The organism is Mesorhizobium intechi (assembly GCF_002879535.1).
GTDB classification, from domain to species: Bacteria; Pseudomonadota; Alphaproteobacteria; order Rhizobiales; family Rhizobiaceae; genus Mesorhizobium; species Mesorhizobium intechi.
In genome coordinates, this window is sequence record NZ_PNOT02000029.1 from 1 (window position 1) to 16,435 (window position 16,435).

Genomic DNA, 16,435 nt, shown 5'->3' on the forward strand with positions numbered 1-16,435 from the left:
CCTCGCCAATCAACCCTCCCCCGCGGCTATGGACAAGCGCGCCGTCGCCGATTCTGCATGCTGGTCTAGTATCGCCTATTGATCTACCAATCGATAGGAACAATGTAGAGTCGGTGGCTGGCCCCTGGCAGGCCGCTCCGCAAGGCACTTTCGAGGCAGACCGCGATGCTGCGACAAATCTCCGAAGACGTCCGCGTCAATTTGAAGGACCGGTTGCGGGAGGTGCGCGACATCATCCGGCAAAGCCGTCATGACGGCACCGGTGACGCCAGCGTGCTGCGCGAAGCGACCAGCCATCTGCCGCCGTTTCCGGGCAAAGGCATCGAGGGCCTGCTCAGCCATGCCGCCAGCGCCTTCGACGAGGCGCTGTCGATCGCCGAATCCTTTGTCCCCCACGAGCGGCCGATCAAGGTGGACGGCACGACCGTGAAAGGCCTCGGCACCTATTTTCCGACCGGAAACGAAGAGCGGCAGTTGGGCGCCGAGCGTCTGTTCCGGCGCGACATGTACTATCTGAGCAAGGCTGTGCTCGCCGGGCTGAAGGTCCACAATGCCCGCATCCACGAAGCCGATTTTGCCGCCGCGCATGCCGTGATGCGCAAGCGTCATGGTGATCTCCTCTCCGCGTTGACCGCGCCGGGCGCGGGCCTGCAGGCAATCGCGGCCACCTGCGCGGCGTTGCTGGTCGAGTTGCTCAGCCAGCGTCCCGTGCGCTTTGGCGAAACCGCGCCGGAAACGGCCGGGGAGCGCGCGCTCGACATAAGCTGCCTGGCGCCGGTGGTTCTGGCCTGCGGCCTGGCGACGACCGGCCGTGACGGCGCGCCGGAACCCGACATGCTGGAGATCGCTATCCTGGCTTCCGATATCCGTCACGATCGCATCGTACAGGCCTGCGCCAAGGCAAGTCCGGTCGATGAACTGACGCCGGTCTTCGCCACCTTGCTTGCGCATTTGCCGTAAGCCCAGCAGCGCTTCCGGAGATCGACTACTCGGCCGCCATGGCCGTGATCGTCTTCTTGGCGCGCTGGATCGAGGCCGGGCTCATCGAAAGCTCGGTCAGGCCCATCTCGATGAAGGTCGGGATGAGATCCGGTCGTCCGGCCGCCTCACCGCACATGCCCACCATGATGCCGGCGGCAACGCCGGCTTTGGCCGTCAGCTCGATCGCCGATATGACCGCCGGATTGGTGACGTCGTTGAGCTTGGCGACGGTCGGGTTGAGCCGGTCGGCAGCCATGATGTACTGGGTCAGGTCGTTGGTGCCGATCGAGAAGAAGGCCACCTCCTTGGCCAGCGCCGGGGCGATCAGCACCGCGGCCGGCGTTTCGATCATCACGCCGAGATGGAATGTCGCATGCGGCACGCCTTCGGCCTTGAGTTCGGCGGCGCATTCATCGACCAGTGCGCGGGTGCGCGTGACCTCGGAAATATCGGACACCATCGGCAGCATCACCTTGATGTTGCCGTGCACGGCTGCCCTCAGCAGCGCCCTGAGCTGGCGCTTGAAGATATCGGGCCGGTCGAGGCACATGCGAATGCCGCGCCAGCCGAGAAAGGGGTTTTCCTCGTCGGGAAACTCGATGCCGGCGATCGGCTTGTCGCCGCCGATGTCGAGCGTGCGCACGATGACCGGATAGGGCGCGAAAGCCTTGGCCAGCGCCGCATAGGTCTCGGCCTGCATGTCCTCCGAGGGAAGATGCATATGGCGCATGAACAGGAGTTCGGTTCGGAACAGGCCGACGCCCATGGCGCCTGCCTCCTGCGCCGCCTCGATCTCCTCGAGCGAGCCGATATTGGCCGCGACCTCGATCACCTTGCCGTCGGCGCGTTTCGGCGTCACCGTCTTGAAGGCAGTCAGGCCGGCGCGCTCCTTCGCCGCCGCTTCGACACGGCCGGCATAGTCGGCGCGCGTCGCCTCGTCCGGGTCGATGATCACATGGCCGGTGTTGCCGTCGAGTGCCACGTCACGCGCGGTGCGCAAGGCATTGACCTGGTCGCCGAGCCCCAGCACCGCCGGGATGCCGTGCGAGCGCGCGATGATGGCGATATGCGAGGTTGCGCCGCCATGGCCGCAAATAACGCCGCCAATGCGCTTCAGCGGCGCCCGCGCCAGATCCCAGGCGCCGATGTCGTCGGCGATCAGAATGGCGCCTTCGGGAATGCTTTCGAGACTGACGTCGTCCTGGCCCAGCAGCACCAGGCAGATCTGCCGCCCGACGGCGTGGACATCGTCGGCCCGCGCATTGAGGTAGTGATCCTCGACCGCGCTGAAATCGGCGGCGATCGTGGAGGCTGCGGTGATGACGGCCGAGACCGCGTCATTGCCGCCCCTGATCGCCTTTTCGGCCTCGCCGGTCAGGCTGTCGTCAGCGGCGATATCCCTGAGTGCCGCGACGATCCCACGGTCTCCGGCCGACAGGCTGTCGTGGGCCAAGGCCCGGTCCATGCGCGCCTGGACGGCGGCGACAGCGGCACGGAACCTGTCGATCTCGCCGGCGATCTCTTCGGGCTGCAGCATGCGACCCTGTCCGGCGATCTCGGGCGGGAAATGCGCGAAGGCCGGCCCGATGGCGACGCCCTCGCTTGCCGCGACGCCGCGCAAGCCGTTCGCTTCGCCCGTTACAGCCGGCACGGATTGGGGTGCTGATAGCGATGCCGCCTGACCGGCATCATTCCCCGGGCCCTGTGGCTCGGCTTCGTCGTCGAGACCCGCCTTGGGATTCTCGAGATAGCCGATCAGCGCTTCGATCGCCTCGATGGCGTCGGCGCCGTTCGCCCGCACGGTGACTTCCTGGTTTTCCTTCACCGCCAGCAGCATCAGCTTGACGGAACTCTTGGCGCTGACCGCCTTGCCGTCCTTGACCAGTTCGACATCGGATTCGAAGCCCTTGGCGAGCTTGACGAACCGCGTGGCGGGACGGGCGTGCAAACCTTCATGCACTCTGACGATGGTCGAGCGTTCCATGGCAAATACTCTGCTTTTTTAAGCGCCAAAACCAGATGGATCGCGGCGCTAATGCTTCAGGCGGCGATGGTGATGATCGCGTCCGTCTTCAGGGCGGCCACGAGCGCCTGGGCATCGACCTGCGATGCACAGATTTCGCCCGGCCGCTCGGCCTCGGCGGCGCCGTTGAACGAGATGACGACGTGGCCCATCTCGAGCACCTTGCTCCATGCACTGGATCCGACGGCGGTTATGACCGCGGAAACCGGGCCAAGGGTGATCGACGCGCCCTTTTGCGGCGCGCCGTCGCTGGGTCCGAGTTCCGTCTTGTGGAGCACCGAAACCTCGGCGAGCTCGGGCGGCGAGCCATCCGCAAACAGGATGACCACGCCCCCTTCGGCAAGATCCGCCACTTCGGGCCCGATGGAAGTGACCCGTGTTCTCAGCAGAACCGTCATGTGGCGAACCTCATTCTCTTCCTTAGAGCGGTTCACCGTTTTCACGGAGACGGTGAACCGCTCTATCTCTTTGTTTTGGTGGCAATTCCTGTGGGAAACCGCTTACACTTTTTCCTGGAATTGCTTTTTAGAACACGATCAGGCTGACGACCCATGCGATCAGCACGGATACGGGACCCATGATCTGGCGGCTGATGAGCACCGCCGGCACACCGATTTCGATCGTCTTCGGCTTGGCTTCACCGAGCGCAAGGCCGACGGGAACGAAGTCGCAACCTACCTGGGTATTGTAGGCAAACAGCGCCGGGAGGGCCATCGCCGGCGAAATCGTGCCGTTGGCGATCTGCGGGCCGATGATGGCCACGCCGATGACCTGCGCGATGACGGCGCCTGGCCCCAGGATGGGCGACAGGAACGGCAGGCCGCAAATGGCCGAGATGATCAGCAGGCCGACGATGTTGTTGGCCAGCGGTCCCATCGGCTGGGCAAGCACGTCACCGATACCGGTGTACAGGATCAGGCCGATCAGCATGGTCACGAAGGCCATGAACGGCAGCACGTTGCGTACCACCTGGTCGATCGTACGGCGGCCGGCATTGAAGAAGATACCGACGACGCGGCCCATGACGCGGCCGATCGAGCTGATCAGGCCGATCAGCCCGCCTTCGCTCGGCAGCGGCTGTGGCGCCGCGGCAGCAGTGTTATTGCCTGAACTCATCGATGCTGCTCCCCCCGCAGTGGTGACTGCCTCGGATCCGTCCGCCATTGTGACGTTGGCCGGCTTCACGCCCGAAACATAGATGTCCTCGGTGATGAACTGGGCGAGCGGCCCAGCCTGGCCGACCGGCGTCAGATTGACGGTCGGGATGCGCTTGCGCGGATAGACGCCGCAGCGTGCGGTGCCCCCGCAATCGACGACGACCACCGCCATCTCACCTTCGATCGGCGGCGCCTTGAAGCCGTCGACGGCCGTGGCGCCGGTCATGTCGGCGATAAGTTGGGCCACGGGATGGATGCCGCCGCCGGTGACGGAGACGACCTTGTCGCGCTGGGCGGTCGGCTCGATGACGAGCGGGCCGCCCCAGCCTGTGTTGCCCCGGGAGATCTTTACCGCTTTGAATGTCTTGGCCATGATGTCCTCCCCGCCCTTACAGCTCGACGCCCTGGCGGCGTGCCATGATGGTGGTGATGCGCTCGGTCAGCATGCCCTTGAGCAGAATGACGACGAGGCCGACAATGGCGTACCAGATCGCCACCTTGACGTGGTAACCGGCGACGACAACGCCCTTCTTCTCAAGCTCGAGCAGCGCCACGAGGATGCCGCCCCAGACGAAATATTCGCCGGGATTGATGTGCGGGAACAGCCCGAGCGGCGGATGCACGTATGACACGGCCGCGTCATAGAACGCCGGCTTGTGCTTTTCTTCCAGGAACGATCCGAACGTATAGGCCATCGGATTGGTGAGGAAGAACACGGCCAGCAGCGGCAGCAGCGTATAACGGGTCAAGGCAATCCTGCCGGCGCCGCGCGCCAGGCCATGCACGCGCTCCTCGCCGACCAGTTCGGTGACGGCGTAGAAGGCGGTCATCAGCACCACCAGCGTCGGAATGATACCGGTGACGAAGCCGGCGAACACTTCGCCGCCCTTCTGGAAGATGCCGATGAAGTACTTGCCGATGGCGGTCAGCCAGCCGAGCTGCTCCTCCTGCTGGACTTCCTTCAGCTTTTCCTTGAACTGGTCGACGGTTATGGGTCCGCTGTCCGCTTGCGCCAGGACAACGAGATGGTCGGAAGCATGCTCGACGGCGAGCTTGCCATGCAATGCGGCATCCGAGACCATGGTACCTGCGATATGCAGATTGTGCACGGCCATGTCGGCATGCTGCGCCAACAACGAAAATACAGACATTTCTCCTCCTTATGCCGCCCGCCGGTTATCCAGTCGGTGCGCGGCGTCCTCTAAGCCCTTGCTACGTTCAAGCCGGCCAGGCCCGGCTTCTTCCCCGGCTCCGCCCGTGTTTTGTCGATCTGTTCGATCGCCCGTTTCACGGCCTCGGCCACACCGGGTTCCCCCTCCCCCATGATCGCAGGGTTGGACCGGAGTCGATCGAGGGGAACACCCTCGAATTCTTCATGTCTTTTGAATTTGGTGAAGACGGACCTGCCAGTCATCACCATCAGGCGGCGAACGACCAGGTCGGGCGTCACCACGACGAGCGCGATGGTGCCCTTGGCCAGCCGCCCGCGAAAATTGCCGGCTCCGACGTAGCCGTCCTTGTACTGGTCGGTGACGCCCCGGAAGACATCCGAATAGTGCCGCATCTGCAGCCAGACGCCGAGCGACTGCAGCGCCCACACAATAACCAGCAGAAGCAGTCCCCACTGCCAAATCGCCATTCGGTTCTCCTCCCGAAGCCTTCGTTGAGCCGCACCTTGGACCGGCGCGCGACAACATCAAAGTGAGAACATTTGTTTCCGCGAATGTCAATATGTATGATATTGGCCTTCACCACGCCATCCACAGCCGTCTGCCGATTTCGGCGGCGGCATGGCTGTGCTAGCCTGTCGTCAAACGGGATGCATGAAATGGAACTGCCCTTCAGGGATGAACTGGCCCTTATGCCCGACCTGCGCCACCGGCTGCGGCAGCTGCGCTGGTTCCGCGCCACTTTCCGAGGCAGCGCCAAGGTGGTCTCGGACACGTTCGGCGTGCGTTTCGAGATCGACGAGGCGAAGCTGACGAGGGCCTTTCTGGACTGGGTCGAGATCATGGAAGCGCAGAAGCGCTTCGCCGCGATCGACCGCGCCGACTTCATCGTCTTTGCCGCCGGCCTCGTGTTGCGCGAGCTGATCAAACAGGCGCCGGCCAGGGAGATCTCCGGCCTCGCGCAACTCATCGAAACGGATCAGAATGCCGGCACGCTGGAAATCATCCGCTTCTGGCCGGAAGGCTTCCTCTACACCAACTACTGCGTCTCGGTGATTTCGGCGATCTATGAGCAGGAGTTCGGCAAGGCGCCCAGCATCGACAAGTGCGCCGACGATCTGCGCACCTGGTGGTCCTATCGCGAGAACGTCACCGAGATGCCGGCCTATGCGGTGGCGTTCCTCGACCGCTTCCTCGGTGCGGAGCCGAACTGGATCACGCCGGACCGTGCACAGTCCCGGCAAGCCATGCAAAGGGCGCTCGGATCCGGCCGCGCAAGCGATGCGCTGCGCCAGCTTTGACTGCCCGCCATTTCACCCAAAAACGCGCTCAAGACCATCGCTCTATTGAACATCTGACTTTTTGCCGATAGCGATGTGCGAAATTTGACTTGAGGAGACAAGCGCGTGGCGCGACCAAGGCCTATCATTTTCGATTGCGACGGCGTTCTCGTCGACAGCGAGCCGCTGGCCGCCAGGGCCTACGAACGCGTCTATCAAAAGCACGGCATGCCCGGCGTCCATGGCGGCATCATCGCCCAATGCGTCGGCATGAAGCAGTCCGACATCATCGCCAGGATCAGGGAATTGACGGGCCATCAGTTTCCCGCTGCCGCCGACGGCGACATCTGGGCCGAGACCAAGATCCTGTTCACCGAGGAATTGAAGCCGACCCCGGGAATCGCGGCGTTTCTGGAGACGATCGAGGGCGACCGTTGCGTTGCCTCCTCATCCTCCGTCGAGCGCATCAACCACAGCCTCGCCGTCACCGGGCTGGCGCATTTCTTCGGCGAGGCGATCTACAGCTCCTCCATGGTCAAGAACGGCAAACCCGCTCCCGACATCTTCCTGTTCGCCGCCGCCGGGATGGACACCGATCCGGCCGACTGCATCGTCATCGAGGACTCGCCCTTCGGCATCCAGGGCGCTGTCGCCGCCGGCATGACGGCGATCGGCTACACCGGTGGTGGCCACACCTATGCCGAGCACGCCGCCCGGCTGACGGCGGCCGGTGCCGATTTCGTCTGCGCGGACTGGCAAGAGGTTAGCCGGCAATTGGCGGGGCTCGGCGTGCCGGCCTGATCTGGACTAGTAGGGACTGGGTAATCTAAGACCGACCCATTCGCTGGGTGGGATCAGTGCCCCCACGCGGAAGTTGAAGGACAGGACCCTCGTCGCATCGGTGTCGACCTCGCATCGAAAGCCCAGATGGTACCATGTGGTTGTCGTGCTGAAAGCGACATCCGGCGCGTCCAGAATATTGCCCGCCTTCAGCGGAATAGATGGTACCCATTTGGGAAAGTAGGAAGCATCCAGCAGTTCCTGCTGCAATGCGCTGGCGCAGAGTTTGGCCGCACGCTGACCGCGAGGCACCCCGCCCATCGAGGTCGTGGCCAGGGCATCGCCGGTAGCCCCCTGCGAGTAGAGCCTGCGAACACCCGGAAGGCCCGAGTCGTTTCGAGATGCGGACTTCGAGGCCCTTGAGGAGCTGGGCTTAGGCGCATTCGCGGGTTTGGGCTTTGGTGCTTCGGCTGAGGTGGGAAGCTCGATCTCGCCGCCGCTATCGGCAGCCAAAGGCGCTGGTGCCTCGCCTTGTCGTTTGGCGTCTTCGAGCGCCGCCTCCTTGTCTGGCTGCTGTTTAGCCGCCTGTTGCTTATCCGTCTCCGCGGGCGAAGCTGCCTGCGGCTCGGAGCCTGCCGGCGTCACAGGCTGGCTGTCTGCAGGCTTCGGCTTCGAATCATCATCCTTGGCCGGCGACGCCGAACTGTCCTGGGCGTTGGCCCCGTCCAGCGATTTCCTCGGGCCGGTATCCTTGTCGCCGAACTGAAAAACAGGCCTCAGGACCTCGCCCGGCGGTGGCTTTCGAGGCTGCTGCTCCGATTGAGGTTGTTTTTCAACTTTCTGCTCGGGCGGCTTTTCAACCTTCGGTTCCGGTGGCTTTGGCGCCATCGGAACAGGTTTCGGCTTTGGCGGATCGGGCGGCGGCACGATCGCGACATTGACTGGCTGCTCCTCGCGCGGCTGTTGGGGAGGCACGGGCAGGCCATACACAAGGAGCGCCGCGGCAAGCACATGCAGGAGCAGCGATGCGGGAATGCCCCACAACAGATACCGCCGCCGTTCTCGTGCCTCGTCCTTCATCCTGACCGATGTGGAATGAAATAGCGGCGGCTTCAAGCATAAGCCGATGACAGCTTGTCGATTTGGATCGCGACCTCCAGGGCAGCCCGACCAGGGCGTTGGGGCGGCTCGATCAGCGGCCGCCCGCGATCCGATCCATCAAGACCTGGGATCTGCCAGTTCGCCGCCGCCAGGAAGGGCGTCACCCCGGCCGGCGACCACTGGTGCCGAGTCCATCTGCGCCGACTGGCGAGAAATCAGCCGGCAATTGTCCCTGCTCGGCGTGCCGGCCTAGTTTAGCGGATACTTGGTGAATCCACGGCCGGCCCATTCGCCAGGCGGGACCAAAGACCCCACGCGGAAGTTGAATGACAGGACCCTCGTCGCATCGGGGTCGACTTCACATCGGAAGTTTAGATTGTACCATGTGTTTCTGGTGCTGAAGGCCGCTTGCGTAGGGTTGAGAACATTGCCTTTGTCCAGCGTAATGGTTGGCACCCATTTGACCGAATAGTCGGCGCCTTGCAGTTCCTGGCTCAGAACATTGCCGCAAAGGGTGGCCACGCGCTGACCGCGCGGCACATTCTCCATGGAGCTTGTGGCGAAGGCATTGCCGGTTGCTCCCTGCGAGTAAAGCTTTCTGACACCCGGAAGGCCGGAATAGATTGGCGATCCCGCAACATCGTCGTTGGTGGGATTTGACCTTCCAGCATTCCCGATCGGCGCTTTGAAGGCTCGTGCGGGTTTGAACGTCAACGTCTTGGCAGGTTTGGGTTTTGTCCTTCCAGTTGGGGCCGGAGGCGCTGGCTTGCCGCCGGTCTCGGCCGCCAACTGTTTTGGCGTCGCAACCGCTCGCTTTTCGCCGGGTTGCGATGCGAGCTCCTGTTTGTCCGGCTGCTTTTTGTCGGCGTCCTCGGTCGCTTGCTTCTCCTCGCTTTGCGCAGGTTTGGCGTCCGGCGTGGCGGCCTGCTTTTCCTCGGCTTGCACGGGCTTTTCGTCCGGTGCAACGGTGGCCGGCTTCTCGTCGGGCTTGCTGGGCTCTCCCTTCTGCTGTGGCGATGCAGCCGGGGCGGGCTGGGTCGGCGCGGGCGTCGGTGCTATGGGCGGCTTCGCAGCCTCATCCTTGGCTGGTGACGGCGTGTTGGGTTTGGCGCTGCTTCCGTCGAGCGATTTCTCCGGCCCCGTATCTTTCTGGCCGTACTGGAAAACGCGCTTCAGAACACGGTCGTCCGGCGGTTTCGGGGGCTCCGGAGGCGGTTTTTGTTCAGGCGGCTTCTCAGCCTTCTTTTCGGGCGTCGGCTCGGGTGGCTTTGGAGCAGGTTTCGGCTTGGGCTTCTCGGGTGGCGGCACAATCGCGACATTGACGGGCTGTTCCTGCTGTTCCGGCTGCTGCTTGGATCTCGGCACGCCAAAGAACAAGAACGCTACGATCAGGGCATGCAGGATCAGCGATGCGGCCAGGGCCCATCGCCAATTGCGCAACCACTCTCGTATCTTGCCGTTCATTGCGCCCGATGTGGAATGAAATAGCGGCGGCTTCAAGCACAGGCATCGGATTGGCGCGGTTTAGCCGCTGACAGCTTGGTGATCGGGACGGTCGCACACAGGAAGATCAGTCCAGAATCCCGCCCACAAACCGTTCGTCCAGCCGCGTTTCGCCAAACCAGTTCAGCCTGTTGATGCTGACGAAGCCGGTGTCGATCGCCTCGTTCTCGTCGCCCGGCTCACTCGCATGAGCGCGCCCGCGCGGCACCGTGATGATGGTGCGATCGCCATCGCTTTCCACGATCTCGGCCGTGCGGCCGATCTTGTCACGGCCGATGCGTGGCTGCCGGATCTCGGCCGGCAGCGCGGTCGGCAGGTTGACGCTCAACCAATGGCCTTCCGTCGCCCAGCCGGCGCGCGACTGCCACAATGACGCGATCAGCGCGCCAAGCCATGGATCGTCGCCGTCCGTGAACTCAGGATTTTTCACGCGCGAAAAGCCGATCGCCGGAATTCCCCAGAAGGTCGCCTCCCGGGCAATGCCGAGCGTCCCGGAATAGGCAAGGTCCTCGGCGACGTTGCGGCCGTCATTGACGCCCGTCAGCACCAGGTCCGGTTTCTCGGTATCGGCAAACAGCCATGTCATCGCGCTGACCACGCAATCGGCCGGGGTGCCGGAGCAGGAGTACCAGTTCGGCTTGACGCGCCGCATCGTCAACGGCCTCGCGATCGTCAGCGACGAGCTGGCGGCGGTCCGCTTGCCGTCGGGGGCGACCACCCAGACATCGTCGCTCAGGCCAGTGACCGCGTTGACGAGACGGGCAAGCCCCGGCGCGTCGATGCCGTCATCGTTGCAGATCAGGATTCTCATCATTTGCTTCCTTGCGGCACCATGATGCGCTGGCCGGTACGGCATTGCGTGCGCAGCGACGGGATGTGGCTTTTGAGGCCCTCGAGAAGATCGATGGCGCAGGAATGGCCGAGCGCTTCGGGCCGCCCTGCCTTTTCCCAGATCTCGACATTGCCCGACAGCGTCGGATGGGTGGGCATACGCACCCAGTCCGCCCGACCGGCTCTATGCAGCAGATCGGCTGGAGAACCAGCCGGCAAATGTCCGGTGAGCAGCACGGGAAAACCGGCGGCATCGGCACGCGGCAACAGCCGCGACGACGGGCCGGCCTCGCCCATGCCGTCATCGGCCAGCAGTGGCAGCGATGGCAGGGGCTCGGCGTCGGCCCAGTCGGCGGCACTCGCCAAGCGGGCACGCAGGTGCTCGGGAACGCCCGGCAACAGGGCAGCTGTGGCCCCGATCTGCGCCGCCAGCGACGGGCGCATGCCGGCATGGATGGCGAATGGGCCCGGCAGCGCCGCGATCAATTCCAGCGACCGCCCAGACAGCGGCGTCGGCAGCAGACATCCCCGCGGATGGCGCGCTACCCATTCAGAAATTTCCCGCGCCCGTGCAGCCCCCGGCACGGGATCGGCGCCGTAGGAGGCATCGAAGACCAGGAGATCGCAATGCGGGATCGTATCCATGACGAACACGTTGCTGTCCGGCACGACATCGGCCGTATAGACGGCGCGGCTTTTGCCGTCGTCGACGCAGAACCAGACCCCGCCCGCGACATGCCCCGACCGTCCCGTCTCGATCGTGAGATTGCCGCTCTTCAGCGTGTCACCGGGTTCGAAAAGCTCGATGCGACCGTCTGGAATCGGAAAGCGCCTGAAATCCCCAGGATCGGCATAGGCGGCAAGCGTGGGCGCAGCCTCGTCGCGCGTCTCGGCCGTCATGAAGATCGGGCCGGCGTAGCCACGCGACAACAGCCAGCTCAGCGCACCGATATGATCCTCGTGGGCGTGCGAGACGAAGAGTGCGTCTATGTCGTCGACCGGACCGTCGAGCGCCGGATAATATTCCGCGCCGGAGGCGCCGACCTTGATGCCGATATCGAGCAGGATGCGGTCGCCGCCATCGTTGACGGCGAGGCTGGTGCGGCCCTTTTCCCCGAAGCCGCCAAGCAGGTCCAGCATCATCACGAGCCGGCCTCCGCCGGGATCAGCCAGCCGGATCTTATGCGCAGCCGTACCTGGGCCCCGCTCCCGAGCGTAACCGGGTCTGGCTGCTCGAAATGCAAGGTCAGGTCAGGCCTCGCGGCGGGCGCGAATTCGATGCGCGCACCGCCACCCCGGTAGATCACCCGTTTGACGAGACCATCAAGGCCTGGCCCATCCGGCGAGACGTCGAGATCGGCCGACCGGCAGCAGATCTTGGCACCCGCGCGCGGCCGTTCGCCGGGGCCGCAGCGGACCACCGGTTCGGTTCCCAGAACCCTGACCTTGCAATGGCCGCCATCTTCGCCCGTCAGGACATCCGCCGGCAGCAGGATGCCTTGCGAGATGAAAGACGCCACCATCTCATTTGCCGGCTCATGATAGAGTTCACGCGGCGCCGCCAGTTGTGCCAGGCGGCCATGGTCCATCACCGCGATGCGATCGGCCAGCGCCATCGCCTCGGCCTGATCGTGGGTGATGTAGACGATGGTCGTGCCGGTGCGTTTATGAAAAGCGGCGAACTCATCCTCCATCGAGGCTCTCAGATGCACGTCGAGATTGGCGAGCGGCTCGTCGAACAGCACCAGCGACGGTGCGGCGACGAGACACCGTGCGAGCGCCACACGTTGGCGCTGGCCGCCGGAAAGATTCGCCGGCCTGCGCTCGCCCAGTCCCTGCAAATTGACCAGAGCCAGCGCGTCCTCGACCTTTTGGCGCGCGACGGTCTTGTCGAGCTTCGCCACCTTCAGCGAATAGCCGATATTCTCGGCCACGGTCATGTGCGGCCACAGCGCGTAGTTTTGGAAGACGATGCCGACGCGCCGCCTTTCGGGGGCAACGCTGCCGACGCTGTTCGACACGACATCGTTGTCGATACGGATCTCGCCCGAGGTCACTTTCTCGAAGCCGGCGACGAGCCTGAGCAGCGTCGTCTTGCCGCAGCCGGACGGTCCAAGCACCGCCAGGAACTCGCCATCGGCAACGTCGATCGAGACGTCCTTCACGGCGTCGAAGTCGGCGAAGCTCTTTGTCACACGGTCCAGGCTCAATCGCGCCACGGCAGCACTCCGCTGGGAAGATGAGGGACAAGCAGATTGATCACCAGCATCAGCACGAAGGTGACCGCGACCGTGATGACCGACATCGCCGCCGCGTAGTTGGAATCGCCGCCCTGTTCGAAGGAAAACATCACCACCCCAATCGTCTCGGAACCCGAGGACCACAGCAGCGCCGAGACGGTGAGTTCGCTGAGCGCCGTCATGAAAATCAGCAGACCACCGGCGATGGCCGCCGGCGCGACCAGTGGAAAGATGATGGTGCGCATGCGCGTGAACAGGCCGGCGCCCGCCATCTGCGCGGCCTCCTCCAGCGCCCGGTCGATCTGGTGATAGCCGCTGATGGTCGGCCGCAGCGCCAACACCAGGAAGCGGGCGAGGTAGGCGTAGAGGATGATCCAGACCGTGTTGTAGAGCTGGATGCCGATCAGCGGGATCGGCCTGAGAAAAAGCAGCAGCGAGGCAATCGCCAGCACCACGCCGGGCAAGGCGTAGGGCAGTTCGACCGCCAGGTTGAGCAGCCGCACCCAGCGCTGCTTGCTCCAGGCGATGAGATAGCCGACCGGGACGGCGACGATGACCGCGAAGAAGGCGGCCGCAATCGACAGCCAGAAACTGTTGAAGAAGGCGCGGTTGGCCGCATCATGCTCGAACAGCACGAAGCGGTAATTGTCGAGCGTCACCGTCTTGGCGGAAAGCGCGATGCCGTATCCCGGAACCAATGAGGTCAGCACCAGCCCGAACAGCGGCAGGAACAGCACCAGCACGATCAGCAGCCACATGCTGGCCTGGACAATGGCCCGCCAGCGGCCGAGTTCGTAGGGTTCAGCCGGCAGCGATGTCGAAGAGATGCGGTAGTCGCGGCGGCGGCTCATCACCTCCTGCGCGAGGATTCCGGCCATGGCGATGATGCCGATCAGAACCGATAGGAAAGCGGTCTCGCCAAGCACGGCCGGACCACCGCCGGCCAGCTTCTGATAGATCAGAGTCGGCAGCACCAGGTAGTTGGCGGGAATGCCGAGGAAAGCCGGAATGCCGAAATTGCCGACGCAGGACACAAAGGCAAGTGCCGCGGCCGCCATGATCGACGGCGTCATCAGCGGCAGCACGATGGTGACCAGTACGGTGAACCAGCTGGCGCCACCGGCGCGTGCCGCCTCCACCAGTTCGCGCGGCAGCTTGCGCAGGCCGGCACGCACCAGCAGGAACACCAGCGGGCCATATTGGACGCCAAGCAGCAGGATGATGCCTGACGTGGAGTAAAGCGGGTTTTTCGTGCCGAGCGGCGGCGCCGCCCCGAACAGCTTGAGGAATGGGCTTGCCGGGCCGAACAGCTGCAGCCAGGCCAGCGCCGTTACCTGCGGCGCGATCATCAGCGGCATGACGTAGCACAGCACCAATGCGCTGCGGCCGCGTATGTCGGTCAACGAGACCAGCACCGCCACCAGCGTTCCCGACAGCACCGCAAGCAAGGCGCCGCCGATGCCGACGACCAGCGTATGCCATGTCGCGATCCAGGTCGCCGGGCTTCTCAGCCCGGCCGCTATGGCCACGGCCGACAGCGTGCCGCCAGGTGCCACGATCTCCCTGACGAGGCGCAGCATGGGCAGCAGCGAAAGCAGTACGATGACGATGGCTACCGCCACCGTCAGGACCATTTCCTGGCCCTGGCTTTCCCTGAGGCGTGTTGGCATGGTTGTGTTCCTGAGGTGCGGGATGCCGATCGAAGGCATCCCGGCACGATTGCCAGTTCAGCCGCCGAACATTTCCTGGAACTTCGCCTTGTCGGCGTCGGTCTTGGCGACGATCGCCTTGGTGTCGAACGGCATCACCTTGACCTTAACGCCTTCCGGCAGCCATTCGGGACGGCCGACCGAGGCACGCGCCGGCAGATAGCCCATGGACAGTGCCAGTTTCTGGCCTTCATCCGACAGAATGAAGTCGACGAACTTCTTGGCGCCGTCGACATTCCTGGCGGTCTTCATGATGGCGACCGGTTCGGTCACCGCCGGCACGCCTTCGCTCGGAAACACGAACTCGACAGGCGAGCCCTTCTTCTTGGCGTTCATCGCCATGAAGTCGACGAGGATGCCATAAGGCTTCTCACCTGATGCCACCGATTTCAGCACCGCGCCATTGCCGCGCACGCTGACGGTGTTGTTGGTCTTCAGCTTCTGGAAAAAGTCCCAGCCATAGTTGGTATCGCCGGCAAAGCCGGAAAGCAGATAAGCCGCCGCGCCCGAATACAGCGGGCTCGGCATCACCAGGCCATCGGCATAGGCGGGTTTGGCTAGATCGGCCCAATGCTGCGGCTTTTCGGCAGCCGCGGTGTTGTAGACGATGCCGGTGGTGATCAGCTTGCTGCCGAAATAGGTCTTGTCGGCGTCATAGGCATCAGCTTCGATGCCATCGAGCTTGGCTTCGGGATAAGGCAGCAGTCGGTCGTCCTTCTTCAACAGCTCCATCGAGACCGCGTCGGCGATCAAAAGCACGTCGGGTTGCGGGCTGCCGGCGGCGAACTCGGCCGCCATCTTGGTGAGGATGTCGCTGGTCCCGGAACGATAGATGGTCACGTCGATGCCGGGCTGCGCTTTCTTGAAGGCATCCACGGTCTTGGCCGCGTCGGCTTCCGGCTGCGATGTGTAGAGCGTCAGTGTTTCGGCGTTTGCCACGCCGGCAAACAAGGTTGCCGCGAGCGCCAGCTGGCTGGCCAGCAGCTTGATGAGTAGCGTCTTCATGAGACCTCCTGTCTTGTCTGTGCATGACCGGTTCCGGCCCTGGCCGGCTCCCCGTCTCTTCCTCCCTGCACGGCGCATATGACTCGTGGATGACACTGCGCGTGAAACTCACAAAATATGTTCATTTGTACATTGTCAATTACAAATGAACATAGATGTGCAACAATCGGCGCTACAGAAACCGGCATCCCGGTTGACATCCGGCCGGCGTTTCTCCGATGAGGGCGACGCGGCCGGCCACGGCTGATGAGGGACGAGAACAGATGCCCACGGAAAAACCCGCACCGGCCCGCCTGCCGATGGTGTCGTCCGATCTCAACGTCAAGACGGCCTGGCTCTACTATGTCGAGGGCTTCACCCAGGAACAGATCGCCGAGAAGCTCGATGTCTCCCGCGTTAAGGTCATGCGCACGCTGGCCGCCTGCACCGCCGAAGGCATCGTCGTCACCATGATCAATGCGCCGACCGCCGACCAGGTAGCGCTCGAACGGGGGCTGGAAAAGCGCTGGGGCCTCAACGCCGCGGTGGTCATTCCGACACCCTCGGCGCATGACCATCTGGAAAAGGCGATCGGCCATGCCGTGGCGGCCTATCTCGGCGAGCAGATGCAGGACGGCATGACGCTGGCGATCGGCGGCGGCGCGACGCTGCATGCT

Annotated in this window: 16 protein-coding genes; 4 read left to right on the forward strand and 12 right to left on the reverse strand. The window is 63.8% G+C overall.

Features of this window, described 5'->3' with window-relative positions; genetic code table 11:
- Window positions 1–165 precede the first annotated feature (165 nt).
- Window positions 166–960, forward strand: a complete 795-nt coding sequence (locus C1D09_RS01985; protein ID WP_143972741.1) for a hypothetical protein — start codon at window positions 166–168, stop codon at window positions 958–960.
- A gap of 25 nt (window positions 961–985) precedes the next feature.
- On the opposite strand, the gene ptsP is transcribed toward C1D09_RS01985, so the two are convergent.
- From ptsP to C1D09_RS02010, 5 genes are all read right to left on the reverse strand, one after another.
- Complete coding sequence (gene ptsP / locus C1D09_RS01990; protein WP_143972742.1) at window positions 986–2,965, reverse strand: phosphoenolpyruvate--protein phosphotransferase; 1,980 nt, start codon at window positions 2,963–2,965, stop codon at window positions 986–988.
- Window positions 2,966–3,021: 56 nt separating this feature from the next.
- Complete coding sequence (locus C1D09_RS01995) at window positions 3,022–3,402, reverse strand: PTS glucitol/sorbitol transporter subunit IIA (protein WP_143972743.1); 381 nt, start codon at window positions 3,400–3,402, stop codon at window positions 3,022–3,024.
- A gap of 127 nt (window positions 3,403–3,529) precedes the next feature.
- Window positions 3,530–4,534, reverse strand: coding sequence for a PTS glucitol/sorbitol transporter subunit IIB (srlE, locus tag C1D09_RS02000; RefSeq protein ID WP_143972744.1), 1,005 nt, complete (start codon window positions 4,532–4,534; stop codon window positions 3,530–3,532).
- A 16-nt stretch (window positions 4,535–4,550) separates the two neighbouring features.
- A complete protein-coding gene (gene srlA / locus C1D09_RS02005) occupies window positions 4,551–5,312 on the reverse strand; it encodes a PTS glucitol/sorbitol transporter subunit IIC (protein WP_143972745.1) in 762 nt (253 codons plus the stop codon).
- A gap of 50 nt (window positions 5,313–5,362) precedes the next feature.
- Window positions 5,363–5,800: a transcriptional regulator GutM gene (locus tag C1D09_RS02010; RefSeq protein ID WP_143972746.1), complete on the reverse strand. Its 438-nt coding sequence runs from the start codon at window positions 5,798–5,800 to the stop codon at window positions 5,363–5,365.
- A 189-nt stretch (window positions 5,801–5,989) separates the two neighbouring features.
- Here C1D09_RS02010 and C1D09_RS02015 point away from each other — a divergent pair, with 189 nt between their 5' ends.
- Together C1D09_RS02015 and C1D09_RS02020 are read left to right on the forward strand one after the other, a co-directional pair.
- Window positions 5,990–6,631, forward strand: coding sequence for a hypothetical protein (locus tag C1D09_RS02015; protein ID WP_143972747.1), 642 nt, complete (start codon window positions 5,990–5,992; stop codon window positions 6,629–6,631).
- Window positions 6,632–6,736: 105 nt separating this feature from the next.
- Window positions 6,737–7,411: an HAD family hydrolase gene (locus C1D09_RS02020; RefSeq protein ID WP_143972748.1), complete on the forward strand. Its 675-nt coding sequence runs from the start codon at window positions 6,737–6,739 to the stop codon at window positions 7,409–7,411.
- Window positions 7,412–7,417: 6 nt separating this feature from the next.
- Here the strand turns inward: C1D09_RS02020 and C1D09_RS02025 are convergent, their stop codons facing one another.
- The 7 genes from C1D09_RS02025 to C1D09_RS02055 all read right to left on the reverse strand — a co-directional run bounded on the left by C1D09_RS02025 (window position 7,418) and on the right by C1D09_RS02055 (window position 15,779).
- Window positions 7,418–8,470, reverse strand: coding sequence for a DUF930 domain-containing protein (locus C1D09_RS02025; protein ID WP_143972749.1), 1,053 nt, complete (start codon window positions 8,468–8,470; stop codon window positions 7,418–7,420).
- 270 nt (window positions 8,471–8,740) lie between these two features.
- Window positions 8,741–9,955, reverse strand: a complete 1,215-nt coding sequence (locus C1D09_RS02030; protein ID WP_143972750.1) for a DUF930 domain-containing protein — start codon at window positions 9,953–9,955, stop codon at window positions 8,741–8,743.
- A 106-nt stretch (window positions 9,956–10,061) separates the two neighbouring features.
- A complete protein-coding gene (locus C1D09_RS02035; RefSeq protein ID WP_143972751.1) occupies window positions 10,062–10,805 on the reverse strand; it encodes a 5'/3'-nucleotidase SurE in 744 nt (247 codons plus the stop codon).
- Entirely contained in the window at window positions 10,805–11,968 is a 1,164-nt protein-coding gene (locus C1D09_RS02040) for an MBL fold metallo-hydrolase (protein ID WP_143972755.1), read from the reverse strand. Before C1D09_RS02040 ends, C1D09_RS02035 begins: the two co-directional genes overlap by 1 nt.
- On the reverse strand, window positions 11,968–13,044 hold the full coding sequence (locus C1D09_RS02045; protein WP_143972752.1) for an ABC transporter ATP-binding protein: 1,077 nt from the start codon (window positions 13,042–13,044) through the stop codon (window positions 11,968–11,970). The genes C1D09_RS02040 and C1D09_RS02045 overlap by 1 nt, the downstream gene beginning before the upstream one ends.
- Window positions 13,032–14,735, reverse strand: a complete 1,704-nt coding sequence (locus tag C1D09_RS02050; RefSeq protein ID WP_143972753.1) for an ABC transporter permease — start codon at window positions 14,733–14,735, stop codon at window positions 13,032–13,034. The genes C1D09_RS02045 and C1D09_RS02050 overlap by 13 nt, the downstream gene beginning before the upstream one ends.
- Before the next feature lie 57 nt (window positions 14,736–14,792).
- Window positions 14,793–15,779, reverse strand: coding sequence for an ABC transporter substrate-binding protein (locus C1D09_RS02055; RefSeq protein WP_143972754.1), 987 nt, complete (start codon window positions 15,777–15,779; stop codon window positions 14,793–14,795).
- Window positions 15,780–16,042: 263 nt separating this feature from the next.
- Here C1D09_RS02055 and C1D09_RS02060 point away from each other — a divergent pair.
- Window positions 16,043–16,435 (forward strand): sugar-binding domain-containing protein (locus C1D09_RS02060; RefSeq protein WP_281288538.1); only part of this gene is annotated, 393 nt, incomplete at its 3' end.